20 protein-coding genes are annotated in these 22,825 nt (G+C 71.0%); 10 read left to right on the top strand and 10 right to left on the bottom strand.

Annotation, left to right across the window (positions count from 1 at the left end; all coding sequences use genetic code 11):
• Positions 1 to 10: 10 nt before the first annotated feature.
• From AC07AB_RS24100 to AC07AB_RS24090, 3 genes are read left to right on the top strand one after another with little or no spacing between them, the layout of a single operon-like run.
• The gene (locus tag AC07AB_RS24100; RefSeq protein WP_478570258.1) at positions 11 to 214 is read left to right on the top strand and encodes a DUF397 domain-containing protein; all 204 of its coding nucleotides are present in this window, start codon (positions 11 to 13) and stop codon (positions 212 to 214) included.
• A 45-nt stretch (positions 215 to 259) separates the two neighbouring features.
• On the top strand, positions 260 to 1,006 hold the full coding sequence (gene recO, locus AC07AB_RS24095) for a DNA repair protein RecO (protein ID WP_478570255.1): 747 nt from the start codon (positions 260 to 262) through the stop codon (positions 1,004 to 1,006).
• 34 nt (positions 1,007 to 1,040) lie between these two features.
• Positions 1,041 to 1,880, top strand: coding sequence for an isoprenyl transferase (locus AC07AB_RS24090; protein WP_478570252.1), 840 nt, complete (start codon positions 1,041 to 1,043; stop codon positions 1,878 to 1,880).
• Positions 1,881 to 1,920: 40 nt separating this feature from the next.
• On the opposite strand, the gene AC07AB_RS24085 is transcribed toward AC07AB_RS24090, so the two are convergent.
• From AC07AB_RS24085 to AC07AB_RS24070, 4 genes are all read right to left on the bottom strand, one after another.
• Entirely contained in the window at positions 1,921 to 2,328 is a 408-nt protein-coding gene (locus AC07AB_RS24085; RefSeq protein WP_363135812.1) for a Fur family transcriptional regulator, read from the bottom strand.
• A 155-nt stretch (positions 2,329 to 2,483) separates the two neighbouring features.
• Complete coding sequence (locus AC07AB_RS24080; protein ID WP_478570249.1) at positions 2,484 to 3,377, bottom strand: metal ABC transporter permease; 894 nt, start codon at positions 3,375 to 3,377, stop codon at positions 2,484 to 2,486.
• Positions 3,377 to 4,156 (bottom strand): metal ABC transporter ATP-binding protein, encoded by a 780-nt coding sequence (locus AC07AB_RS24075; RefSeq protein WP_478570247.1) that lies wholly within the window; start codon positions 4,154 to 4,156, stop codon positions 3,377 to 3,379. Before AC07AB_RS24075 ends, AC07AB_RS24080 begins: the two co-directional genes overlap by 1 nt.
• 26 nt (positions 4,157 to 4,182) lie before the next feature.
• Positions 4,183 to 5,193: a metal ABC transporter substrate-binding protein gene (locus AC07AB_RS24070; protein ID WP_478570244.1), complete on the bottom strand. Its 1,011-nt coding sequence runs from the start codon at positions 5,191 to 5,193 to the stop codon at positions 4,183 to 4,185.
• 210 nt (positions 5,194 to 5,403) lie between these two features.
• On the opposite strand from AC07AB_RS24070, the gene AC07AB_RS24065 reads away from it, so the two are divergent.
• Positions 5,404 to 6,786 (top strand): glycine--tRNA ligase, encoded by a 1,383-nt coding sequence (locus AC07AB_RS24065; RefSeq protein WP_478570242.1) that lies wholly within the window; start codon positions 5,404 to 5,406, stop codon positions 6,784 to 6,786.
• A 232-nt stretch (positions 6,787 to 7,018) separates the two neighbouring features.
• Here the strand turns inward: AC07AB_RS24065 and AC07AB_RS24060 are convergent, their stop codons facing one another.
• Complete coding sequence (locus AC07AB_RS24060; protein ID WP_478570240.1) at positions 7,019 to 7,531, bottom strand: hypothetical protein; 513 nt, start codon at positions 7,529 to 7,531, stop codon at positions 7,019 to 7,021.
• A 169-nt stretch (positions 7,532 to 7,700) separates the two neighbouring features.
• Here AC07AB_RS24060 and AC07AB_RS24055 point away from each other — a divergent pair, with 169 nt between their 5' ends.
• On the top strand, positions 7,701 to 8,975 hold the full coding sequence (locus AC07AB_RS24055) for a sensor histidine kinase (protein WP_478570238.1): 1,275 nt from the start codon (positions 7,701 to 7,703) through the stop codon (positions 8,973 to 8,975).
• On the top strand, positions 8,963 to 9,607 hold the full coding sequence (locus AC07AB_RS24050) for a response regulator transcription factor (protein WP_478570236.1): 645 nt from the start codon (positions 8,963 to 8,965) through the stop codon (positions 9,605 to 9,607). The genes AC07AB_RS24055 and AC07AB_RS24050 overlap by 13 nt, the downstream gene beginning before the upstream one ends.
• 167 nt (positions 9,608 to 9,774) lie before the next feature.
• Here the strand turns inward: AC07AB_RS24050 and AC07AB_RS24045 are convergent, their stop codons facing one another.
• Positions 9,775 to 11,259, bottom strand: coding sequence for an MFS transporter (locus AC07AB_RS24045; RefSeq protein WP_478570234.1), 1,485 nt, complete (start codon positions 11,257 to 11,259; stop codon positions 9,775 to 9,777).
• A 101-nt stretch (positions 11,260 to 11,360) separates the two neighbouring features.
• Between AC07AB_RS24045 and AC07AB_RS24040 the strand changes: the two genes are divergently transcribed.
• Positions 11,361 to 12,317: a helix-turn-helix transcriptional regulator gene (locus AC07AB_RS24040; protein ID WP_478570231.1), complete on the top strand. Its 957-nt coding sequence runs from the start codon at positions 11,361 to 11,363 to the stop codon at positions 12,315 to 12,317.
• Here the strand turns inward: AC07AB_RS24040 and AC07AB_RS24035 are convergent.
• A complete protein-coding gene (locus tag AC07AB_RS24035) occupies positions 12,266 to 13,750 on the bottom strand; it encodes an MFS transporter (protein WP_478570229.1) in 1,485 nt (494 codons plus the stop codon). The two genes, AC07AB_RS24040 and AC07AB_RS24035, sit on opposite strands and share 52 nt — an antisense overlap.
• Before the next feature lie 264 nt (positions 13,751 to 14,014).
• On the opposite strand from AC07AB_RS24035, the gene dusB reads away from it, so the two are divergent.
• From dusB to AC07AB_RS24020, 3 genes are all read left to right on the top strand, one after another.
• A complete protein-coding gene (gene dusB / locus AC07AB_RS24030) occupies positions 14,015 to 15,160 on the top strand; it encodes a tRNA dihydrouridine synthase DusB (protein ID WP_478570226.1) in 1,146 nt (381 codons plus the stop codon).
• Positions 15,161 to 15,553: 393 nt separating this feature from the next.
• Positions 15,554 to 18,283 carry a pyruvate, phosphate dikinase gene (gene ppdK / locus AC07AB_RS24025; protein WP_478570223.1) on the top strand — a complete coding sequence of 910 codons (2,730 nt, stop codon included), beginning with the start codon at positions 15,554 to 15,556 and terminating at the stop codon, positions 18,281 to 18,283.
• A 377-nt stretch (positions 18,284 to 18,660) separates the two neighbouring features.
• Positions 18,661 to 19,665, top strand: a complete 1,005-nt coding sequence (locus AC07AB_RS24020; RefSeq protein WP_478570574.1) for an ArsR/SmtB family transcription factor — start codon at positions 18,661 to 18,663, stop codon at positions 19,663 to 19,665.
• Here the strand turns inward: AC07AB_RS24020 and AC07AB_RS24015 are convergent.
• From AC07AB_RS24015 to AC07AB_RS24005, 3 genes are all read right to left on the bottom strand, one after another.
• The gene (locus AC07AB_RS24015; RefSeq protein WP_478570220.1) at positions 19,623 to 20,507 is read right to left on the bottom strand and encodes a carbohydrate ABC transporter permease; all 885 of its coding nucleotides are present in this window, start codon (positions 20,505 to 20,507) and stop codon (positions 19,623 to 19,625) included. The two genes, AC07AB_RS24020 and AC07AB_RS24015, sit on opposite strands and share 43 nt — an antisense overlap.
• Before the next feature lie 5 nt (positions 20,508 to 20,512).
• The gene (locus AC07AB_RS24010; protein WP_478570571.1) at positions 20,513 to 21,442 is read right to left on the bottom strand and encodes a carbohydrate ABC transporter permease; all 930 of its coding nucleotides are present in this window, start codon (positions 21,440 to 21,442) and stop codon (positions 20,513 to 20,515) included.
• A gap of 102 nt (positions 21,443 to 21,544) precedes the next feature.
• The gene (locus AC07AB_RS24005) at positions 21,545 to 22,822 is read right to left on the bottom strand and encodes an ABC transporter substrate-binding protein (protein WP_478570218.1); all 1,278 of its coding nucleotides are present in this window, start codon (positions 22,820 to 22,822) and stop codon (positions 21,545 to 21,547) included.
• Between the last annotated feature and the right edge of the window lie 3 nt (positions 22,823 to 22,825).

Raw genomic sequence — 22,825 nt, 5'->3', positions numbered from 1 at the left:
AGGTATGGGGATGTCCGAAATACAGTGGCAGAAGTCTTCCTACTCGGCTGATGCCGAAGGCAACGCCTGCGTGGAACTCGCTCGGAGCGCTGACGCGGTCCTCCTGCGGGAGAGCGACGAACCGGGAGCCATTGTCGCCACCACGCCCGCCCGCCTGCGAGCCCTCCTCCAGCACGTGAAAGCCGGAGCGCTCGGTCACCACCAAGGGCTCTGAGTCGGCCCGCGCACGGCGGGCCCCGGCGTGCGGGACAATGAGCGTATGAGTCTGTTCCGCGACGACGGCATTGTGCTGCGCACCCAGAAGCTCGGGGAAGCGGACCGGATCATCACGCTGCTCACGCGCGGGCACGGGCGGGTGCGGGCCGTGGCGCGGGGGGTGCGGCGGACGAAGTCGAAGTTCGGGGCGCGGCTGGAGCCGTTCTCCCACGTTGACGTGCAGTTCTTCGCCCGGGGCGGGGAGCTGCTCGGGCGGGGGCTGCCGCTGTGTACGCAGAGCGAGACCATCGCTCCGTACGGTGGGCCGATCGTCACCGACTACGCCCGTTACACCGCCGGCACGGCCATGCTGGAGACCGCCGAGCGGTTCACCGACCATGAGGGCGAGCCGGCGGTGCAGCAGTATCTGCTGCTCGTCGGGGGGCTGCGGACCCTGGCCGGGGGGGAGCACGAGCCGCATCTGATCCTCGACGCGTTTCTGCTGCGCTCGCTGGCCGTCAACGGTTACGCGCCCAGCTTCGAGGCGTGCGCGAAGTGTGGAATGCCCGGTCCCAACCGGTTCTTCTCGGTCGCCGCGGGGGGCGTGATCTGCGGGGAGTGCCGGGTGCCCGGAAGCGTCGTACCCTCCTCTGAGTCGATCGCGCTGCTCGGCGCGCTGCTGACGGGGGACTGGGGGACGGCCGACGCCTGCGAGGCGCGGCATGCCAGGGAGGGCAGCGGGCTGGTGGCGGCGTATCTGCACTGGCATCTGGAGCGGGGTCTGCGCTCGCTCCGGTATGTCGAGAAGTAGCAGCAGCAGCTCGAACCTAGGAGAAGTGGCACGCATGGCACGACGCGGGATTCTGGGCCGTTCCCGACGCGAATACCTGACGCCGGAACCGCACCCCTCCGGGGCCCGGCCGCCGAAGATCCCCGGTGAGCTGGTGCCGAACCACGTGGCGGTCGTCATGGACGGCAACGGCAGGTGGGCCAAGGAGCGCGGGCTGCCGCGTACGGAGGGCCACAAGGTCGGCGAGGGCGTCGTCCTCGACGTGCTCAAGGGCTGCCTGGAGATGGGCGTCAAGAACCTCTCCCTCTACGCCTTCTCCACCGAGAACTGGAAGCGCTCGCCCGAAGAGGTGCGCTTTCTGATGAACTTCAACCGCGATGTCATCCGCCGCCGCCGCGACGAGATGGACGAGATGGGCATCCGGGTGCGCTGGACCGGGCGGATGCCGAAGCTGTGGAAGTCCGTCGTCCAGGAGCTCCAGGTCGCACAGGAGCAGACGAAGGACAACGACGCCATGACGATGTACTTCTGCGTCAACTACGGCGGCCGGGCGGAGATCGCGGACGCGGCGGCGGCGATGGCCGCGGACGTCAAGGCGGGGCGGCTCGACCCGTCGAAGGTCAATGAGAAGACCTTCGCCAAGTACATGTACTACCCGGACATGCCGGACGTGGATCTCTTCGTGCGCCCCTCCGGCGAGCAGCGCACCTCGAACTACCTGATCTGGCAGAGCGCCTACGCCGAGATGGTCTTCCAGGACGTGCTCTGGCCCGACTTCGACCGCCGTGACCTGTGGCGCGCCTGCCTCGAATACGCGCAGCGCGACCGCCGGTTCGGCGCCGCGGAGCCCGTGGCGGAGGCGGACGACGCGGAGAAGCCGGCCTCGGCCGGCTGACCCGGCGCCCGTCCGGCGCCGGGTGCGAACGGTCCTGCGGCTACTGCTTCGAGCAGTCGTCGCAGGTGCCGAAGATCTCGACGGTGTGCGCGACGTCCACGAAGCCGTGCTCGGTGGCGATCGAGTCCGCCCACTTCTCGACGGCGGGGCCCTCGACCTCGACCGCCTTGCCGCAGACCCGGCACACCAGATGGTGATGGTGGCCGCTGGAGCAGCGGCGGTAGACCGCCTCGCCCTCGCTGGTGCGCAGCACGTCGACCTCGCCGGCGTCGGCGAGGGACTGGAGGGTGCGGTAGACGGTGGTCAGGCCGACCGAGTCGCCGCGGTGTTTGAGCATGTCGTGGAGTTCTTGCGCACTGCGGAACTCGTCCACCTGGTCGAGCGCCGCCGAGACGGCGGCTCGCTGCCTGGTGGACCGGCCGCGCACCGGTGGACCAGCGGTCACCACAGTTGCCTCCTCCTGCTCGCCTGCATGCCCGTCGTCACAAGTGACCCGGCCAATTGTGCCAGGTGCGGCAGCGCCCCGGGGGATATCCCCAGGGCGCTCGACAGGGTCCGGGGACCGGCGCGTCCCCCCTTGTGCCGTAATGGGCGGCGTACGGACTAGACCCGTACGTCGTCCGTCGGCGTGCGCGCCCCGGGCACCTCCAGCGTGCACCGCTCCTCGGCCGCCGAGGTGTGCTTCGCCCGTTTCCTCGCCAGCGGTGCGGCGAGCGCGGTGAAGACGACGAACAGCACGATCGCGATCAGCACGATGGTCGCGCCGGCCGGCACGTCCGCGTAGTACGAGGTGGCGGTGCCGCCGAGGGAGACCAGGACGCCGAGGGAGACGGCCATCGCGAAGGTGGTCGCGAAGCTGCGCGCGATCTGCTGGGCGGCGGCGACCGGGATCACCATCAGGGCGCTGACCAGCAGCAGGCCGACGGCGCGCATCGCGACGGTGACGGTGACCGCGGCGGTGACGGCGATCAGCAGGTTCAGCAGCCGCACCGGCAGCCCGGTGACGCGGGCGAACTCCTCGTCCTGGCAGACCGCGAACAGCTGCCGCCGCAGCCCGAGCGTGACCAGCACGACGAACGCGGCCAGTACGCACATCGTGGTGATGTCGGAGGGCGAGACCGTGACGATCGAGCCGAAGAGGTACGTCATGAGGTTGGCGTTGGAGCCGTTGGCGGAGAGGCTCATCAGCATCACGCCGCCCGCCATGCCCCCGTAGAAGAGCATCGCGAGCGCGAGGTCGCCGCGGGTCCTGCCGAACCAGCGGATCAGCTCCATCGCGACCGCGCCCGCCACCGAGACGGCGGTGGCCACCCACACCGGGCTGGTGTTGAGCAGGAAGCCGAGGCCGACGCCGGTCAGGGCGACATGGCCGATGCCGTCGCCCATCAGCGCCTGGCGGCGCTGCACGAGGTAGATGCCGATGGCGGGGGCGGTGACGCCGACCAGGAGGGCGGCGAGCAGCGCGCGCTGCATGAAGGCGAGGTCGAGGATTTCCATCAGGTCAGCAGCCCTGTCCGGATCGGTTCGGCAGCCGGGTCGGCGTGCGGGTGTACGTGGTCGTGGCCGGGGAGCGCGTGCTGGCCCACGGCCTCGGGCGGCGGGCCGTCGTGCACGACGCAGCCGTCGCGCAGTACGACGGCGCGGTCGATCAGCGGCTCCAGCGGGCCGAGTTCGTGCAGGACGAGCAGGACGGTGGTGCCGGCGGCGACCTGTTCGCGTACGGCGTCCGCGAGGACGGCCTGGCTGGCGAGGTCGACGCCGGCCATCGGCTCGTCCATGATCAGCAGCTCGGGCTCGGCGGCCAGCGCGCGGGCTATCAGCACCCGCTGGTGCTGTCCGCCGGAGAGCGCCGCCACCGGGTCCTTGATCCGGTCGGCCATGCCGACCAGCTCCAGGGCCCGTACGACGGCCTCCCGGTCGGCCCGGCGCGGCCGGCCCAGCTTGGTGCGGGCCAGCCGGCCGGCCGAGACGACCTCCCGTACGGTCGCGGGCACCCCGCTCGCGGCGGTGGTGCGCTGCGGTACGTACCCGATCCGCGCCCAGTCCTTGAAGGCGCGCTGCGGCGTGCCGAAGAGCTTCAGCTCTCCGGCGGAGAGCGGGACCTGGCCCACGACGGACCGTACGGCGGTGGACTTGCCGGAGCCGTTGGCGCCGAGCAGGGCCACCACCTCGCCGCGCCGCACGGTCAGGTCGACGCCGCGCAGCACGGGGCGCGAGCCCAGCGAGGCGGTGGCGCCGCGCAGCGAGATGACCGGTTCGAGCGGTTGCGGTTCCATGGTTTCCTCCGTCGCGTGGGCCTGGCTCACTTGGTGCCGAGCGCCTTCTGCAGGGCCTTGAGGTTGGACGTCATGACCTCGAAGTAGTCGTGGCCCTTGGACTTGTCCGTGATGCCTTCGAGCGGGTCGAGCACATCGGTCTTCAGCTTCAGGTCGCCGGCCAGCGTCTTGGCGGTGGCGGGGCTGGCGAGGGTCTCGAAGAAGACGGTGCTCACGTCGTGGTCCTTGGCGAGTTTATGCAGGTCCTTGACGCGGGCGGCGCTGGGCTCGGCCTCGGGGTCGATGCCGCCGATGGCCTCTTCGACGAGCCCGTACCGCTCGGCGAGGTAGCCGAAGGCGGCGTGGGTGGTGATGAAGGTGTCGGAGCCGCGGCTCTTCAGCCCGCTGCGGTACGACTCGTCGAGGGCACCGAGCTTCTTGACGAGGGCGTCGGTGTTCTTCTGGAAGTCGGCCTTGTGGTCGGGGTCGGCCTCGGCGAGGGTCTTGTTCACGCCCTTGGCGACCTCGGCGTACTTCACGGGGTCGAGCCAGATGTGCGGGTCGCCGGCGGCGCTGTGGCCGTGTTCATGGCCGTGCTCGTGCTCGTCGCCGCCGTCGTGGGAGGCGCCGTTGTCCTTGGTGGTGTGGTGGCGCCCGTCGACCTCGGTGCCGTGCTCTTCGAGGTGGGTGAGGGAGGCGGCGTCGGCGACGTGCTTCACGCCGGACTGCTTGACGGCGTCGTCGACGGCGGGCTGGAGGCCCTTGAGGTAGACGACCGCGCCGGATTCGCCGAGAGCGGCGGTCTGCTTCGGGGTGAGCTCCAGATCGTGCGGCTCGACGCCCGGCTTGGTCAGGTCCGTGACGCTGACGTGGTCCCCGCCGATCTGCCGGGCGAGGAATTCCAGCGGGTAGAACGACGCCGTGACGTTCAGTTTGCCGTCCTTGCTCTTGGCCGCGCCGTCCGAGGAGCAGGCGGAGAGCGCGAGGAGGCCGGCCGCGGCGACGGCGGCGACGGTGACAGTGGGTATTCGGGTGAAGCCGGTGCGGCGTACGTTCATGACACTCATTTTCAACAAAATTGGAAACGATTGTCAACAACGGAGAGTGTGAGCCAGGTCGCGGCAGGTGGTCGCGGAACCGATTTGATTAGGGGGGTGGAGCCGCCGGTAACCTGAAGCATTCGCCCGCCCGTCTCCCGACCACCACCCCCCAACGAGGCGCTACGCGCCGCCCCATCCGACATCCGTCGTCGCAATGAAGAGAGCACCGTGGCCGCCGACAAGATCGACACCATCGTCAGCCTGAGCAAGCGCCGTGGCTTCGTGTACCCGTGCAGTGAGATCTACGGCGGTCAGCGCGCCGCCTGGGATTACGGCCCCCTCGGCGTCGAGCTCAAGGAGAACATCAAGCGCCAGTGGTGGCGCTCCATGGTCACCTCGCGCGACGACGTCGTCGGTCTCGACTCGTCGGTGATCCTGGCCCGTGAGGTCTGGGAGGCCTCGGGCCACGTCGCCACGTTCACCGACCCGCTCACCGAGTGCACCTCCTGCCACAAGCGGTTCCGCGCGGACCACTTGGAGGAGGCGTACGAGGCCAAGCACGGCAAGTCGCCCGCCAACGGGCTGGCCGACATCAACTGCCCGCACTGCGGGAACAAGGGCAGCTTCACCGAGCCCAAGCAGTTCTCCGGCCTGCTGGCCACCCACCTCGGCCCGACCCAGGACTCCGGGGCCGTCACCTTCCTGCGCCCCGAGACCGCCCAGGGCATCTTCACCAACTTCGCGCAGGTGCAGCAGACTTCCCGCAAGAAGCCGCCGTTCGGCATCGCGCAGACCGGCAAGTCGTTCCGCAACGAGATCACGCCGGGCAACTTCATCTTCCGCACCCGCGAGTTCGAGCAGATGGAGATGGAGTTCTTCGTCAAGCCCGGCGAGGACGAGCAGTGGCACGAGTACTGGATGGAGCAGCGCTGGAGCTGGTACACCGGCCTCGGCCTGCGCGAGGAGAACATGCGGTGGTACGAGCACGCCGCCGAGAAGCTCTCCCACTACTCCAAGCGCACCGTTGACATCGAGTACCGCTTCAACTTCGGCGGCACCGAGTACTCCGAGCTCGAAGGCGTGGCCAACCGCACCGACTTCGACCTCAAGGCGCACTCCAAGGGCTCCGGCCAGGACCTGTCGTTCTTCGACCAGGAGGCCGGCGAGCGCTGGTTCCCGTACGTCATCGAGCCGGCGGCCGGCCTCAACCGCGCCATGCTCGCCTTCATGCTCGACGCGTACAACGAGGACGAGGCGCCCAACGCCAAGGGCGTCATGGAGAAGCGCACCGTGATGCGGCTCGACCCGCGCCTCGCGCCGGTCAAGGTCGCCGTCCTGCCGCTGTCGCGCAACCCGCAGCTCTCCCCGAAGGCCAAGGGGCTGGCGACGGACCTGCGCCGCAACTGGAACATCGAGTTCGACGACGCGGGCGCCATCGGCCGCCGCTACCGTCGCCAGGACGAGATCGGCACGCCGTTCTGCGTGACGGTCGACTTCGACACCCTGGACGACAACGCGGTGACGGTGCGCGAGCGCGACACCATGAAGCAGGAGCGGGTGTCGCTCGACCAGATCGAGGCGTACCTGGGGAGTCGGCTGCTCGGCTGCTAGTTCGCAGGCTGCTGCCCCTGCTGCCGGCTTGCGCCGGCGCCTCTGCCCTCAATCGCCGGGCGGGCTTGATGTGACGTGGCTCGGGCCGGTGGTTGCGGCCTTGGCCGCTTCGCCCTCAATCGCCGGGCGGGCTCTTCAGAGCCCGCCCGGCGATTGTTGTTGTCGGCCTCGCCCTATCAAGCCCGTCCGGCGATTGAGGACACCGCCCGGCGGTCCGGGGGAAGCGCGCCCCTTAAGCCCGTACGGCGTTCGAGGACTCCCGTACGGCGAGGACGACGCACAGCGCCGCCAGTGGCAGTTCCACGATCAGGGCCATGGCCAGGGCGGTGGCGAAGTCCGCGCCCGGTGCGGCCGTCATCACGTCGAACCACGCGTCCACCACCAGCAGCATCGCCGTGGCGCCGGCGGCCACGGACCGGTTGCGGTCGCGGCGTACGGCCAGCACGCCCGTACCGATGAGGGCGAGCGCCTCCAGCGCGTCGAGGCCCACCCAGGCCGCGGACCAGTGCGCGGCGGTCGTCGAGGTCGGGAGGCCGATGGCGAGCACGAAGAGCCAGGGGAGCAGCGCCAGACCGCACCCCACGAGGACGTAGCCGAGCCGGCGGGCGCGGCGGACGCGCGGATCGGGCTCCGCGGGGAACGCGGGTGCGTCGCCCCACAACTCGATGACCTCGGCGGGAGCGGCATCGGCATCGGCAGCGGCTTCCACCGACTCGGCGCGGGACCGCAGCTCAAGTACGTTCACGGGGACGGGCTCCTCATCGGCCGGTGGCTTCTGCACGGTCACCAGCCTCCACCGCCGGGGCGCCGCGGTCAGTAGCGTGGCTGTCCGTTCGGGGGTGGTGCCAGCTATACCCCCGGAACGGGCGGCAGTGACATGGTTCCGCCCTGGTCAGGGCGCTTACCGTGCTTGCATGCGCATCCCCACCGTCTGGCGGCGGCACTTCAAGGGCACTCGCGGTGCCACCGCGTTCGCCGTCGCGGGCATCCTGAACCAGTACGTCTTCGTATGCGTCATGGCCGTGCCGTGGCTCGTCTACGTGCCGTCCTCGATGGTGGACATCCTCCTGGCGGTCGCCCTCCCGCTGCCCTTCGTCGCGATCGCGTCACCCGCGCTCACCGCCGGACAGCGCAGCCGCTTCCGGCGCATGCGCGGCGTGGACATCCCGCGGCTGCCCCCGCGCGAGCGCGCCCCCGAAGGCGACGGGCGCGGGGCAGGGCGGCGGCGTGCTCTCTGGTGGCTGCGGTCCCGGGCGACCGCGCGGGAGCTGCGCTACCACCTGCTGCTGGGCCCGGCCGTCGCCTTCGGCGGACTGCTGACCCTCCTCACGGGCATCACGTCGGCGGTGGCCGCCACGATCTACCTCTGGATCTGGGCACTGCCGTTGCACTGGCGGCTCAGCTGGCACGGCTACTCGACGCATGCCGCGTACATCACCGCCATCGGCGTCGCCGCGCTCTACGGCTCGGCCTGGCTGACCGGCGCCCTCGCCCGGCTCGACACCCGCAACGCCATCGCCCTGCTCGGCCCCAGCCGGGAGGAGAAGCTCGCCCGCCGGGTCGAGGACCTCACCGAGAGCCGCGCGGGCGTCGTGGACGCGGCGGACGACGAACGCCGGCGCATCGAACGGGACCTGCACGACGGCGCGCAGCAGCGCCTCGTCTCCATGGCGGTCAACCTGGGCCTGGCCAGGGCCACGCTCGGCGACGAACTGTCCGACCAGGCCCGCGCGGTGATCGACGAAGCGCACCGGGAGGCGAAGGAGGCGATCGCCGAGCTGAGCGACCTCGTACGGGGGCTGCACCCGGCCGTGCTGGAGGACCGGGGCCTGGACGCCGCGCTCTCCGGCATCGCGGCGCGGGCCCCGCTGCCCGTACGGCTGACGGTGGACCTGCCCACGCGGCCCTCCGCCACGATCGAGGCGGTCGCCTACTTCGTCGTCTCCGAGGCGCTCGCCAATGTGGTCAAGCACGCCCAGGCGTCGGAGGCGGCGGTCACCGTCGAACGGTTCGGTGGGACACTGCTGGTGGTCATCGCCGACGACGGCGTGGGGGGCGCGGACCCGGCCGCGGGCACCGGGCTCGCCGGGCTCGCCAAGCGCGTCGCGTCGGTCGACGGCACGTTCTCTGTCAGCAGCCCCGCCGGGGGTCCGACCATCGTCACCGTGGAGCTGCCGTGCGCGCTGTGATCGCCGAGGATTCCGTCCTGCTCAGGATCGGCCTGGTGAAGGTCCTGGAAGCGGCCGGATTCGAGGTGGTCGCGGAGGTGGGGGACGCGGAGGGGCTGCTGGCGGCCGTGGAGGAGCACCGGCCGGACATCGCCGTCGTGGACGTCCGCATGCCGCCGGGCTTCACCGACGAGGGCGTACGGGCCGCCCTGGTCATCCGGCGGCAGTGGCCGGACGTGGCGGTGCTGCTGCTCTCGCAGTACGTCGAGGAGCGGTACGCCGCCGATCTGCTCTCCGCCAACACCAACGGCGTCGGCTACCTCCTCAAGCAACGGGTCGCCGACGTCGAGGAGTTCATCGACGCGCTGCGCCGCGTCGCGGCCGGCGGCACGGCCCTCGACCCGGAGGTGGTGTCGCAGCTGCTCGTACGCCGCCACAGCGACCCCTTGGACCGGCTCACCCGGCGCGAGCGCGAGGTCCTGGAGCTGATGGCGGGCGGGCGTTCCAACGCCGGGATCGCGGGACAGCTCGTGGTGAGCGAGAGCGCGGTCGCCAAGCACATCAACAGCATCCTCGCCAAGCTCGACCTCCCCAAGGCGGACGCGGACCACCGCCGGGTACTGGCGGTGCTCCGCTTCCTGGGCGTGGCCTGAGGGAGCCGGTCCGCGCCGGGTCGGTCCGGGTCGGTCCGGGCCGGGCGGGGGTCCAGCGCCGGGCCCCCGCCCGGACCGCGCCGCGCGCCTTGCCTGCGCCGCGCGCCGCGCGCCGCACCCGTCACCGCCCCGCCCGCCCCGCCCCGGCACCGGCGCCCGCCGAACCGTCATCGCACCGTCCGCGGCAGCCGCAGGCTCAGGGCGACCGTCACCGCCACCGCCACGAGTTGCGCGGCCAGCGTCACCACCAGCGCGTCGCGCATACCCATCGACGGGGCCAGGGACAGGAAGAGCGTGCCGAGCGTGGCCACGCCCAGGGCCATGAAGGACTGCTGCGTCGTGACGAGCACGCCGCCGCCGACCCCGGCCTGGGCGACCGGGACCTCGCTCAGCACGATCCGTATCGTCAGCGGCAGCAGCAGGCCCTGTCCCAGGCCGAGGACGGCCAGTGCCGGGGCGGGGCCCACGGCGCCGAGGCCGTCCCAGCCCCAGTAGAAGGTGGCCAGGAGCGATATCAGTCCCGTCGCCTGGACCAGGGCGCCCGCCGTCACCGCACGGCTGCCGAACCGGCCCACCAGCCGGGGGCCGACCAGCGTGCCGATGAAGAACGTCACGCACAGCGGCAACAGCGCCAGCCCCGCCGCCATCGGGCCGAGCCGCAGCCCGTCCTGCAGCGCCACCGCGATGACGAACATGAAGCCGCCCCAGCCGAGGGAGAACGGCACCAGCATCGAGAGCCCGCTGCGCATCGACTGGACCCGCAGCAGCGACGGCGGCACCAGCGGCGTGCGGCCCGAACGCTCCGCCCGGCGCTCGACGACGACGAACGCCGCCGCCGCGAACGGGAAGACGGCCAGCAGCACCCACGACCACACCGGCCACCCCGCCGCGCGGCCCTCCGTCAGCGGCAGCAGCAGCGAGACCAGCGTGAGCGACAGCAGCGCCGTGCCGGGGCCGTCCACCCGGGTCGGGTGCGCGGAGCGGGTCTCGGGGACCGTACGTACCGCGAGCAGCAGCGCGACGACCGCGACCGGCGCGTTGACCAGGAATATCGAGCGCCAGCCGGTCCCGGCGAGGTCGATGGAGACCAGCACTCCGCCGAGCACCTGGCCGACCGCGCTGGCCACCCCCGCCGTGCCGCTGTACATGCTCAGCGCCTTGCCGCGGCGCTGCCCGCTGGTGGTGGCCTGGATGGTCGCCAGCACCTGCGGCAGCATCAGCGCGGAGGCCGCGCCCTGCGCCACCCGGGCCGCCACCAGCGTCCAGGCGTCGGGCGCCAGACCGCACGCCACCGAGGTCACGCCGAACGCCACCGTGCCCCACAGGAACAGCCGCCGCCGGCCGATCATGTCGCCGAGCCGCCCGCCGAGCACCAGCAGCACGGCGTACGCGACGCCGTACCCGCCGACGACCATTTCCAGCATCGCGGGGCCCGCGTGCAGATCGCGGTCGATCGTGGGCAGCGCCACATTGACGATAAAGAAGTCGATCATCGGCAGCGCCGCGCCGATCAGCACGGTCACGAGGCCGAGCGTGGTCAGGGCGGGGGAGGCGGCGGCAGAAGGGTCGGCAGGGTGGGCAGGATCGGCAGGGACGGAGGGAGCGGAAGGAGCGGATGCGGGGGTCTTTGCCCGTGAGGTCGCGGTGGTCACCGGACGAGCATCGCCGGACTCTCAGCCAGGTACCAGTGTCTGCTTATCCTGGTACTGGCAGTACCTGGCAACCCCCTGCGCCCTCCGGCATCCTTGACCCCATGACCACCATGGCGCAAGAGTCCGGCCGCACGGCAAGGGGCGTGGCAGGGGCCGCGGCGCGGCCCACGACCGAGCCCACGACCCCCCGCGGCACCGGCGCCGACGTCCGCCGCAGCGAGCTCGCCGCCTTCCTCCGCAGCCGCCGCGAGCGAATAACCCCCGAGCAGGCCGGCCTCGCCCGCGGCCAGCGCCGCCGCACCCCCGGCCTGCGCCGGGAGGAGGTCGCCCACCTCGCCGCCGTCGGCGTCACCTGGTACACGTGGCTGGAGCAGGCCCGCGACATAAAGGTCTCGGCGCAGGTGCTGGACTCCCTGGCCCGCGCCCTGATGCTCGACCACAGCGAGCGCTTCCACCTCTTCGCCCTCGCCGGGACCGCCGACCCGCACCCCAACGCCGAGTGCGCGGGGGTCTCCGAGTCGCTTCGTACGATGCTCCGCCAGCTGGAGCCCTTCCCGGCCTGCGTGCAGAACAGCCGCTACGACATCCTCGCCCACAACCGCACGTACGGGCAGCTGATGTGCGACCTCGACGCGCTCCCGCAGGAGGACCGCAACTGCATGCTGCTGGCCTTCACCAACGCCGCCTGGTCGGCCAGCCTGGTCAACCGCGACGAGGTGGTCCGTTCGATGGCCGCCAAGTTCCGCGCCTCCATGGCCGAGCACCTCGCCGAGCCCGCCTGGAAGGCGATGCTCAAGCGGTTGCAGGACGAGTCGCCGGAGTTCCGCGACCTCTGGGCACGGCACGAGGTCGTACGGGCCACCACGCGCACCTGGATCTTCCGGCAGTCACGCGTCGGCCTGCTGCGCATGCAGTACACCGCCCTATGGACCGGCCCGAACTCCGGCCCCCGGCTGCTGACCTACACCCCCGGGGACGAGGAGACCCGCGAGCGGCTGCACCGGCTTCACGAACTGGTGCTGGCGGGCCCGTCCTCGCGGTCGGCCGGGGAGGTCTGACCCGGGCGCGGCGGTTCCTCGAAGAGGACGGCCGCGTGGCGCGCCGTCCCCTTCGCCCAGCGTCCGGTGGTCAGCGCGCCCAGCAGCAGGACGGCCGCGCCGCACCCGGTGATGATCCACCAGGCCGGGCGGCTCGCGTCCGTGAAGCCGGCCAGGCTGTAGTGGCCGCCCCGCACGCCCGACGCCAGCACCGCGCCGATCACCGCTACGCCCAGCGAGCCGCCGACCTGCCGGCTGGTGGAGGCGACGGCGGCGGCCACGCCCGCCTGGCTGCGCGGCATGCCGGACACGGCGGTGTTGGTGATCGGGGCGTTGACCAGCCCGAAGCCGATGCCAAACAGTACGTACCCGGCGAACAGCAGCGGCACGTGCGACTCCCCTTCGAAGGCGGCGAACACCACCCCGCTGGCCGCCATCGCGGTCCCCGCGCACACCAGGGACAGCCGTGGGCCGCGGCTGCCGACGAGCCGCCCGGACAGCGGCGCGAAGATGAGCGTCATGGCCGCCATCGGCAGCATCCACAGCCCGGCGTGCAGGGCCGAGAGCCCGCGCACGTTCTGGAGGTAGAGGGTGTTGAGGAATAGGAAGCCGCTGAGCGAGGCGAAGGCGCAGATCGCTATGACCGTGGCGCCGCTGAACGGCGCGCTGCGGAAGAAGCGCAGGTCGATCAGTGGCTGTGCGCGCCGCCGCTCGTAGTAAAGCAGCCCGGCGAGCGAGGCGGCGGCGACCGCCGCGAAGCCGAGGATCAGCGGGGAGGTCCAGCCCGCGCCGGGGGCCTCGATGATCGCGTACGTAAGGGCGCCGAGCACCCCGATGACCAGCAGCTGGCCGATCGGGTCGGGGCGGCGCGGCTCGGGGGCGCGCGACTCCGGCACGTACCGGATGGTCAGCAGGAGCGCGGCCACCCCGACCGGAAGGTTGATCCAGAAGATCGAGCGCCAGCCGACCGTCTGCACGAGCAGCCCGCCGACCACGGGACCCGCGGCCATGCTGATGCCGACCACGCCGCCCCACACCCCGATGGCGCGGGCCCGCTCCTTCGGTTCCGTGAAGGTGTTGGTGATGATCGACATCGCCACGGGGTTGAGCATCGAGCCGCCGACGGCCTGGAGCATCCGGAAGGCGATCAGCCAGGGCAGGCTGGGCGCCATGCTGCACAGGGCCGAGGAGACGGTGAAGAGCACGAGGCCGGCCTTGAAGACGCGGCGGCGGCCGATGCGGTCGGCGGTCGAGCCCGCGAGCATCAGCAGCGCGGCGAGGACCAGGGTGTAGGCGTCGATCGTCCACTGCATGCCGGAGACGCTGGCGCCCAGCTCCTTCTGCATGGAGGGCAGGGCGACATTGAGCACGGTGTTGTCGAGGCTGACGATCAGCAGGCTCATACAGCAGATCGCCAGGACGAGCATCCGCCGACGATGGTTCAGCTCGGACATGTTCGAACGCTACAACGATCAGTTCGACGCGACTCCGGTGCCTCCCTCCGTTTACGGGGCGCGGGCGCTCGACAGAGGTCCGCGCCCCGTAAACGGAGGCGCGGGACAGCGGCCGGCCCTGGCCGAAGGCGCGGGCCGCCCGTCCCCGCCGGAAGCGTGGGGGCGGGCGCGAGCCCCTGCCGGAAGCGGGACAGACGCGAGCCCTCGCCGGGTGTGCGGGACAATGGGAGGTCCGGCCAGTTCCCCCGCGCAAGGAAGCCCTCGATGACGCAGCTGAAGATCGGTCCCCACTCGGTGCAGCCGCCGGTGGTCCTCGCGCCGATGGCGGGGATCACCAACGCCCCCTTCCGCACGCTGTGCCGTGAGTTCTCGGGCGGCAAGGGGCTGTTCGTGAGCGAGATGATCACGACGCGGGCGCTGGTCGAGCGGGACGCCAAGACGATGCGGCTGATCCACTTCGACGGGAGCGAGCGGCCGCGCTCGATCCAGCTGTACGGGGTGGACCCGGCCACCGTCGGCAAGGCCGTACGGATGATCGTGGACGAGGACCTGGCCGACCACATCGACCTCAATTTCGGCTGCCCGGTGCCCAAGGTGACCCGCAAGGGCGGCGGTTCGGCGCTGCCGTACAAGCGCAATCTGCTGCGCTCGATCCTGCGCGAGGCCGTCACGGGCGCGGGCGGGCTGCCGGTCACGATGAAGATGCGCAAGGGCATCGACGACGACCACATCACCTATCTCGACGCCGGCCGCATCGCCGTGGACGAGGGTGTCACGGCCATCGCGCTGCACGGGCGGACGGCGGCGCAGCACTACGGCGGCACGGCGGACTGGGAGTCCATCGCGCGCCTCAAGGAGAGCGTCCCCGAGATCCCGGTGCTCGGAAATGGCGATATCTGGTCGGCGGACGACGCCCTGCGCATGGTGCGCGAGACCGGCTGCGACGGCGTCGTGGTCGGCCGGGGCTGCCTGGGGCGGCCCTGGCTCTTCGGCGATCTGGTGGCCGCCTTCGAGGGCGCGGGTACGGGCGGTACGGGTGTGGCGTACGCGGCGCCGACGCTGGGCGAGGTCTCCAAGGTCATGCTGCGCCACGCGGAGCTGCTGGCCCGGTGGCTGGAGAGCGAGGAGCGGGGCGTCATCGACTTCCGCAAGCATGTGGCCTGGTACACCAAGGGTTTCTCGGTCGGCTCCGAGATGCGCAAGCGGCTCGCCATCACCTCGTCCCTGGACGAGCTGGGCGCTCTGATGAGCGAGCTGGATCTCGACCAGGCGTGGCCGGCGGGCGCCGATGGGCCGCGCGGACGCACCTCGGGCCGCAACCGGGTGGTCCTGCCGGACGGCTGGCTGAACGACCCGTACGACCGCGCGGAGGTGGGCGCCGAGGCGGAGTTGGACACGTCGGGCGGCTGACACCGCGCGACCGGGCCCGTAGGTCCGGATAGCGGAACGCGGGCGCGTGCGACGGCGTGATTCTCGCCACCTCTGATAAGGGTTCTGCTCAGATGAGCGAATTCGAGCGGAGTGCACTTCCCAAAGGGTGGCACTGGGTGCCACCCTTCTTGGGTTCGGATGATCAAGGAAACGGTCACCGAGCGTCAGCCTGGCGGAGGGGTGAGTGGCTGGACGGAGTCATCCCTTCGACATGTGAAGGCGGTGGAGCCGTGCGGTGTCGGGCCTGGTCCTTTCGATCTCGCGGCAGCAGAGTGGTTACGCCCGTATGACGGCCAAGTGGACGTACCCAGACGCCTTCGATCTGGGTATGTTCCTCGCCGTCAGGGCAGCCGTCCGCGAGGAGACAGTCCCGTGCCGGAACAAGAAGATCGCCAGAAGTTCGTTTACGACTTCACCGAGGGCAACAAGGACCTGAAGGATCTGCTCGGCGGGAAGGGGGCCAACCTCGCCGAGATGACCAACCTCGGTCTGCCCGTCCCTCCGGGCTTCACCATCACCACCGAGGCGTGCAAGGTCTACCTCGACAGCGGCAGCGAGCCGGGGGCGCTGCGGGCCGAGGTGAGTGCGCACCTCGACGCCCTGGAGCGGCGGATGGGCAAGCGGCTCGGCCAGGCCGACGACCCGCTGCTGGTCTCGGTGCGCTCCGGCGCCAAGTTCTCCATGCCCGGGATGATGGACACCGTCCTGAACATCGGGCTCTCCGACGAGTCCGTGGCCGGGCTCGCGGCGCAGGCCGGTGACGAGCGGTTCGCGTGGGACTCCTACCGCCGCCTCATCCAGATGTTCGGCAAGACCGTGCTCGACGTCGACGGGGACCTCTTCGAGGGCGCGCTGGAGGACGCCAAGCACGCCAAGGGCGCCGCCACGGACGTCGACCTCGACGCCGGCGACCTCGAACAGCTCGTCACGCGGTTCAAGGAGATCGTCGCCAAGGAGACCGGCCGCGACTTCCCGCAGGAGCCCCGCGAGCAGATGGACCTCGCCGTACGGGCCGTCTTCGACTCCTGGAACACCGAACGGGCCAAGCTCTACCGCCGCCAGGAGCGCATCCCCGGCGACCTCGGCACCGCCGTCACCATCTGCTCCATGGTCTTCGGCAACCTCGGCCCCGACTCGGGCACCGGCGTCGCCTTCACCCGCGACCCGGCCAGCGGCCAGCAGGGCGTCTACGGCGACTACCTCCAGAACGCGCAGGGCGAGGACGTCGTCGCGGGCATCCGCAACACCGTGCCGCTCGCGGACCTGGAGACCGTCGACAAGGCGTCGTACGACCGGCTGATGCAGATCATGGAGACGCTGGAGACGCACTACAAGGACCTGTGCGACATCGAGTTCACCATCGAGCGCGGCCGGCTGTGGATGCTCCAGACGCGGGTCGGCAAGCGCACCGCGGGCGCCGCCTTCCGGATCGCGACCCAACTCGTCGACCAGGGGCTCATCGACGAGGCCGAGGCGCTCCAGCGGGTCAACGGCGCACAGCTCGCGCAGCTGATGTTCCCGCGCTTCGACGACGAGGAGGCCGACGGCGGGAGGGGCGCGCGGCTGCTGGGCCGGGGCATCGCCGCCTCGCCGGGCGCGGCCGTCGGCAAGGCCGTCTTCGACTCGTACACGGCCGTCAAATGGTCCCGGTCCGGCGAGAAGGTCATCCTCATCCGCCGCGAGACCAACCCCGACGACCTCAACGGCATGATCGCCGCCGAGGCCATCCTGACCTCGCGCGGCGGCAAGACCTCGCACGCGGCCGTCGTCGCCCGCGGCATGGGCAAGACCTGTGTGTGCGGCGCCGAGGAGCTCGAAGTCGACACCAAGCGGCGGCGGATGACGACCCCGGGCGGGACCGTCGTCGAGGAGGGCGACACCGTCTCCATCGACGGTTCCTCCGGCAAGGTCTACCTCGGCGAGGTCCCCGTCGTGCCGTCCCCGGTCGTCGAGTACTTCGAGGGCCGGATGCACGCGGGCGCGGACGACGCCGACGAGCTGGTCAAGGCCGTGCACCGGATCATGGCGTACGCGGACCGGATGCGCCGGCTGCGGGTACGGGCCAACGCCGACAACGCCGAAGACGCCTCGCGCGCCCGGCGGTTCGGCGCACAGGGCATCGGTCTGTGCCGCACCGAGCACATGTTCCTCGGCGAGCGCCGGGAACTCGTCGAGCACCTCATCCTCGCCGACACCGAGGCCGAGCGCGAGGAGGCACTGGGTGCCTTGCTGCCGCTCCAGAAGGCCGACTTCATCGAGCTGTTCGAGTCGATGGACGGGCTGCCGGTGACCGTACGGCTGCTGGACCCGCCGCTGCACGAGTTCCTGCCCGACATCACCGAGCTGTCCGTACGGGTCGCGCTCGCCGAGTCCCGCGAGGACCACAACGAGAACGATCTGCGGCTGCTCCAGGCCGTGCACAAGCTGCACGAGCAGAACCCGATGCTGGGGCTGCGCGGCGTCCGCCTCGGCCTGGTCATCCCGGGTCTGTTCACCATGCAGGTACGGGCCATCGCCGAGGCCGTGGCGGCCCGGATCGAGGCCAAGGGCGACCCGCGCGCGGAGATCATGATCCCGCTGGTGGGCACCGTCCAGGAGCTGGAGATCGTCCGCGAGGACGCCGAGCGGGTCCTGGCCGAGGTCCGGCAGGCCACCGGGGTGGAGCTGAAGCTCGCGCTCGGCACCATGATCGAGCTGCCCCGCGCCGCCCTGACAGCCGGTCAGATCGCCGAGGCCGCCGAGTTCTTCTCCTTCGGCACCAACGACCTCACCCAGACCGTGTGGGGCTTCTCCCGCGACGACGTGGAGGCGAGCTTCTTCACGGCATACCTGGAGAAGGGCATCTTCGGGGTCAGCCCGTTCGAGACCATCGACCAGGACGGCGTCGGCGCGCTCGTACGGCACGCCGTCAAGGCCGGCCGCGCCACCCGCCCCGACCTCAAACTGGGCGTCTGCGGCGAGCACGGCGGCGACCCGGAGTCGGTGCACTTCTTCCACGAGGTGGGCCTGGACTACGTCTCCTGCTCGCCGTTCCGCATCCCGGTCGCGCGCCTGGAGGCGGGCCGGGCGGCCGCGCGGTCGAAGGGCAGCGACAGCAGGTAACGAGGGGAGCGCGAGAGCGCGAGAGCAGACCACCGAAGCCGCCACCGGGCATCCCGACCCTCGTTCCGGGGGGGGCTTCGCTTCCCATGAAGGGGCGGCGTCCGTGCGGGGACGCCGCCCCTTCTGTCTCCCCCCACCGGGAGTTGTCGCAGCCCGCATCGGCTCGGGCCGCGACGCGCGTACTCGGTGGCCGCCTATTACTCGTCACCCCCCACGGGAACGAGCTGGGGCGGCCCCGGTCGCAGGAATAGAATTTCGCTTCCGAGATGTTCGCCGCGAGTCCTTTCAACTGTGGCTAAAAGGGCATGGTGACCGCCTGTGTCGGCGTGCATACTCAGGGAGCCGGGGGTGGTTCGCATGTCTCACGTGGGGGTTTGGTGTTACGTGTCCACTTCACTGGACTCGATCTGGCCCGGTTACGCCTGGCGGGCGGGCCGGACGCGCTGTGGGAAACCGTTTTAAGCCTGCACAGACTTCGGGACAAACAAGGCGAGTCGATCTTCGGGGATTGGCGCTCGGAAACCCGCACCCGGTTGAATGGTGAAACGAGGTTACTTGGACCGCTCGTTCCCTCGCGCGGCTATTTCCCGGACTTTCTGACGCCGCCCGAAGGCGTTCTCGGGCTCGAATCCGGGATGGCGGCGGTGCGCGCGACCCCGCCCGAGCGGGTGCACGGCGAACTGGGCCGCCTCACCACCGCCCGCACCCTGCCTGGCTGGATACGGTCCATGGCCGAGGGCGAGGCACCGGCGTTCCATAAACTGATCGGCGCGCTCGACGCCTACCACTCCGCCGCCGTCGCCCCCTACTGGACGCACGTACAGGCCCGCATCGAGGCGGACCGGGCCGTGCGCGGGCGGGCGCTGCTGGCGGGCGGCGCGGACGCGCTGCTCTCCTCGCTGCCGCCGATGCTGCGCTGGCGGGCCCCCGTTCTGGAGGCCGACTACCCGGTGGACCGCGATCTCCACCTGAACGGCCGGGGGCTGCTGCTCCTGCCCTCGTTCTTCTGCCGCCGCACCCCGGTGACCTTCCAGAACCCGCAGCTGACGCCCGTACTCGTCTATCCGGTCCGGCATCCGACGCAGGCCACGCCCGTCGACGCCGCCGCCCCGCGCTCGCTGGGCAAGCTGGTCGGCCAGACCCGCTCCGCCGTACTCGGCTCGATCGGCGGCGGCTGCACCACCAGCGAACTCGCCCGCCGCGCCGGGGTGTCGGCGGCCTCGGCCAGCCAGCACGCCGGTGTGCTGCGCGAGGCCGGCCTCGTCCTCACCCTGCGGCAGGGCAGCGCCGTCCTGCACACCCTGACGCCGCTGGGCGCGGCCCTGCTGCGCGGCTCCGGTCAGTCGTCGATGCCGGAGCGCTCGACGCCCGCGACGATGTAGCGCTGGAGCAGGACGAAGACGAGCAGCAGCGGAACGACCGAGACGGCGGCGGCGACGAACAGCTCATGGATGTTGACGGTCTGCGAGGTCAGGAACGTCGACAGGGCGACCTGGACGGTCCAGGCGCTCTTGTCCTGCCCGATGACCAGCGGCCACAGGAAGGAGTTCCAGGCGCCGATGAAGACGATCGTGCCGACGGCGGCGAAGACCGGGCGCGAGTTGGGCACCACGATGCGCCAGTACGTGCGCCAGTGGCCGAGCCCGTCGATGTGGGCCGCGTCCTCCAACTCCTTGGGGAAGCCCAGGAAGTACTGGCGGAAGATGAAGCACGCGAAGGCGGAGAACAGCGTCGGCACGATCAGGCCGCGCAGCGAGGAGACCCAGCCCAGCGAGGAGACCAGCACGAACGTCGGCACGAAGGTGACGGCGGCCGGGACCATCAGGGTGCCCAGGATCGCGTAGAAGACGGCGTCGGCGAAGCGGTACGGGATGCGGGCCAGACCGTAGCCCGCGAGCGAGGCCAGCAGCAGGGTGCCGACCGTCGTGGCGACGGCGATCAGCGTGGAGTTGAGCAGCGCGTGCGCCATCGGCACGGCCGGGTCGTCGAACAGCTCCCGCAGGTTCGACCACCTCAGCTCGGAGGGGAAGAAGGTCCAGTCGGCCGACGTGATGTCCTGTTCGCTGGAGAGGCCGTTGCGCAGGAGCAGATAGAACGGGATCAGGAAGAGAGCGGCGAGGGCGATCAGCAGGACCAGGCGCAGGGCGCGCCCGGCGCGGGTGAGGGCGTCTTCGTTGGCTCGTGGGCCTTTTACGGACTTCACGTGACTCTTCACGGACTTCACGTGGCTCACGCCTCCTTCCGGCCGAGCCTGAACCAGCGGGCCTGCACGACGGTCACCACGGCGACGATCAGCGCGAGGATGACGGCGCCGGCGCTGCCGAGCCCGAGGTTCTGCCCCTGGCCGAGCGCCGTGTAGTAGAGGTAGACCAGCGGCGGCCGGGCGTACGGGGGATAGCCGCGGGAGTCCGAGAGCAGGTTGTAGAACTCGTCGAACGCCTGGAAGGCGTTGATGACCAGCAGCAGGACGACCGCGACGGACGTGGCGCGCAGGGCGGGGAAGGTGATGTGCCGGAACGTCTGCCAGCCGGCGCGGGCGCCGTCCACGGCGGCGGCCTCGTACAGCTGCGCTGGGACGCGCTGGAGCCCGGCGAGGAAGAGGATCATGTAGAAACCCGCCTGGAGCCAGAGCCGCACGGTCACGATGACCAGCCAGTACCAGGGCGGATGGGTGGTCGACAGCCAGGCCGTCTGGTCGCCGCCGAACCAGCCCAGGACGGTGTTGGCCAGCCCGAACCGCACCCCGTTGAAGATCGACAGCTTCCAGACCAGGGCCGCCACGACGTACGAGCAGGCGGCCGGCAGGAAGAAGACCGAGCGGAAGAACGCCTGCGCGAAGCGGAGCCGGTTGACCGCGAGCGCCAGCCCCAGGGCCAGCGCGTAGGTCGCCGGGACGATGAAGAGCGTGAAGACGACGAAGGTCAACAGGCTGCTGGTGAAGGCGGAGTCGCCCAGCATCGAGATGTAGTTGTCGAGGCCGGTGAAGTGGGTGGGGGAGACGGTGTTGTGGGCGTCGAAGAAGCTGAGGTAGACGCTCCAGGCGAGTGGCACGTACGTGAAGAGGGCCAGGCCGATCGCGAACGGGCCGACGAAGACCCAGAACCACAGGTTCCGGTTCTGCGGCCCGAGCAGCTTCGCGCGCAGCGAGCGCCGCTCCATACGGGCGCCGCGGACGTCCGGCGCGGGGCCGGGCCTCTCCGCGGCGGGCCGGCCCGGCCGGCGGCGCGGGAAGCCCGCGCGGTTACGCGTGGAGGGCGTCACTCAGGCCGACTTCCGTACGCGCCGCAGCTCGGCATCGGTCTTGCGGACCACCGCCCGCAGCTCGCTCTCCGGGTTCGCGCCGTCCTTGATGATCCGGCTCAGCGCGTCCTGGTAGGCCACCTTGGCCGCGGGCGTCCACAGCAGCGGCTCCGCATAGCCGTAGTCGGTCGCCAGCCGCACCGCGTCGGCCGCCGCGCCCTCCCTGAGCCGCGCCGCCTTCTTGGCGAGCGAGGTACGGGCCGGGATGTGGAAGCCGTACGACAGCGCGAAGTCCTCCTGGTAGTCGGTCCGCTCGACCCAGAGCCACTTGGCGTACGCCTTGGCCGCTTTTCTGTCTTTGCTACGGGCGCTCACGGCCGAGGCGTACGCGCCGACCGGCACGGCGGGCTTGCCGTCAGGGCCGTCCCCGGGGAACGGCAGCACCCCGAAGTCGTCGCCGAGCGCCTTCTTGATCTGCGGCAGCGCCCACAGCCCGGACCACTGCATCGCGGTCAGCCCCTGGATGAAGGCGGATGGGTCCGACCAGTCGGCGGGTGCGCCGAGCAGCAGCGACTTCTCCGCGTACAGCTGATGCACCTTGCCGAGCGCGCGGGCGGCGGCCGGGTCGTCGAAACCGGTCTTCCCGTCGTCGGTGATGAGCGACAGCCCGGCCGCGAAGAGCGGCGTCCCGCCGAGCACCCCCACGCCGCCGTCGTTGCCGAGGAAGAGCCCCTTGGTCCTCTTGTCCTTCAGCTTGTCGGTCAGCTTCTTCGCGGCGTCGACGAGCGCGTCGAGCGTGCGCGGCGGCTCGACCCCGGCCGAGGAGAGCAGGCTCTTGCGGTAGTAGAGGAGCTGGGTGTCTATGGCCTGCGGGATGCCCCAGATCTTGCCGTCGTAGGTCTTGGGGGCCAGTACGGTGGGGTTGAAGTCGCTCCGCGCGTCTGCGATGAGGTCGGTGAGATCGAGGACTTGGCCGCCCCGGATCTGGTCCAGGGTGGGCCCGTTGGCCTCGAAGACATCGGGCCCGGAGTCGGTCAGCAGGGACGCGGCGGTCTGCTGGTCGTAGTTGCCGGGCCGCCACTGAACGCTGACCTTCGCCTTGCGGTACGCGGCGGCGTACCGCTTCACGGCCTGCTCGGCGCCGGGCTCGCCGTACTGGTGGTACCACTGGGAGAGGGCGGGCGTGTTGCCCGACCCCCCGCCCTCGCGGCCGGTGTTGGAACCACACGCGGCGGCGAGGCCACCGGTCAGGGCGAGACTTCCGCCGGTTGTCAGGAGTCGTCTGCGGCTGATCGGCATGGC

This window comes from Streptomyces sp. NPDC044033 (assembly GCF_056434425.1).
The sequence above is the reverse complement of the archived record's forward strand: the minus strand, read 5'-3'. Positions and strand labels throughout refer to the sequence as shown.